The following is a 1824-nucleotide window of genomic DNA, read 5'->3' on the forward strand; positions in this document are numbered from 1 at the left end:
CCCTGAAATCGTGTGCTGTCCTTCGGAGTTGGTCCTGCCAGTCCGCGACGGGCGGAATATTCAGCTGGCCCAGCACAAGCTCGGTCAGCCCATCAAGAAGAGCGTCCCGGTTCGCCGCATATCGGTACAACGCCATGGGATCTTTCCCGAGCTTGTGGCCAAGCCGACGCATTGACAAAGCATTAAGACCCTCGTCATCCACCAGCTCAAGAGCGGCGGCCAGCACGAGGTCCCGGCTCAACCGGCTCCTACGGGCACCCTTCGCGTCTTGTTCCGCGCTACTTGACTCACCCTGGCCTATTTTCCGTGTCGTGCGATCGTTCTCGTCCGGAGAAGGCACGAACATCCATCCATTAGTAGGGCGGCTTGCTAATCCACAACTCTACACCGTAGGATTTACAACGTAGAGCACCCGTAGAGAAGCCTGCGGATCATCGCTCCCCCAGATACCTACTAGTCCCACTCAGGGCGACTGGTTCCCGGCCGGATCGGCCACCCCCACCTGCAAGGAAATTTTTCTATGTCTAATAACAACGGTGGTGGCGGCAACAACGGCGGTGGCGGCAACAACAACGTTGATCGTGGCACGGTGCGGGCCCGGCCATCGACCGAAACCAAGACCTCGACGAAGACCACCGAGTTCTTTGCCTACATCGCTATGGTGGCCGCGACGATCATCACCGCGGTCCTTGTCGGCGATGGTGATAACGAAGACGGCGATGACACGTTCGACGCCTACCAGGGCATGAAGCTCATCACCTACCTGACGATCGCTTACATGATCGCTCGTGGTCTGGCGAAGTCCGGAAGCCGCGAACACTACGACGCATAACACCTCGACCTCGTGGTGGTCCCGCACCGGGACCACCACGAGGTGAAGTACCCTCCCCGAACCATGGCCCAGGACGAACCGATGAGTGCACCACCAGTAAAACGAGCAGTGCGTATCAGCAAGCCGAACGACGTCGTTGCGTCCTACTCCGTCCTCCTGAAACAGGTTCGGAAAGAGGGTCTGCTCACCCGGCGTCGGCGTTTCTATCTCTCGGTATTCTTCTTCCTCGCCTTGGCCATGGCGGCAGCGTGGACGGGATTCGCGCTGCTGGGGGATTCCTGGTTCCAGCTCCTGATCGCCGCCGCCCTCGGCGTCGTCCTGACGCAGGTCGCGTTCCTCGCCCACGAGGCCTCGCACCGACAGATCTTCACCACCCGCGGCGCCAACGACTGGTCGGGGCGTATCCTCGCCGCCGGTGTCGTGGGCATCAGCTACGCCTGGTGGATGGACAAGCACACGCGCCACCACAATGATCCCAACACCCAGGGAAAGGACCCCGACATCGAGGTGGACACCATCTCGTTCCTCGAGGAGGACGCCGCGAAAGCCACCGGCATCCGGGCCTGGATCACCCGCCGTCAGGGCTACCTCTTCTTCCCCCTGCTGACGATGGAGGGCATCAACCTGCATGCCCGGTCTATCTCCACCCTTTTCTCACGTCGCGCCATCATGGGCCGCTGGGTCGAGCTCGCGCTCCTCGGCGCCCGGTTCGGCGCCTATCTCGGCGTCCTGTTCTGGTTCCTCCCGGTCGGTATGGCCTTCGCCTTTCTGGGCGTCCAGCTCGCCGTCTTCGGAATCTACATGGGCGCGAGCTTCGCCCCCAACCACAAGGGCATGCCGCTCGTCCCGAAGGACAGCACCCTCGATTTCTTCCAGAAGCAGGTCCTGACCTCACGCAACATCCGCGGCGGGCCCTTCGTGAACAACGCTTTCGGCGGCCTGAACTTCCAGATCGAGCACCACCTCTTCCCCGACATGCCCCGTCCGCACCT

3 protein-coding genes are annotated in these 1824 nt (G+C 61.7%); 2 read left to right on the plus strand and 1 reads right to left on the minus strand.

Annotation, left to right across the window (positions count from 1 at the left end; all coding sequences use genetic code 11):
* The coding region (locus Y705_RS16900) for a TetR family transcriptional regulator (RefSeq protein WP_253908458.1) at nucleotides 1-241 on the minus strand (241 nt) is incomplete at its 3' end.
* Between the two features lie 279 nt (nucleotides 242-520).
* Between Y705_RS16900 and Y705_RS0102860 the strand changes: the two genes are divergently transcribed.
* The gene (locus Y705_RS0102860; protein ID WP_026531763.1) at nucleotides 521-832 is read left to right on the plus strand and encodes a hypothetical protein; all 312 of its coding nucleotides are present in this window, start codon (nucleotides 521-523) and stop codon (nucleotides 830-832) included.
* An 81-nt stretch (nucleotides 833-913) separates the two neighbouring features.
* Nucleotides 914-1824 (plus strand): fatty acid desaturase family protein (locus Y705_RS16905; RefSeq protein WP_049822183.1); only part of this gene is annotated, 911 nt, incomplete at its 3' end.

The sequence above is a fragment of the Arthrobacter sp. H41 genome (genome assembly GCF_000520535.1).
GTDB lineage: Bacteria > Actinomycetota > Actinomycetes > Actinomycetales > Micrococcaceae > Arthrobacter_D.

Bases quoted from the DNA above. Each gene is read 5' to 3' on its own strand.
- Y705_RS0102860 (WP_026531763.1), top strand. From the start codon at position 521: ATGTCTAATAACAACGGTGGTGGCGGCAACAACGGCGGTGGCGGCAAC.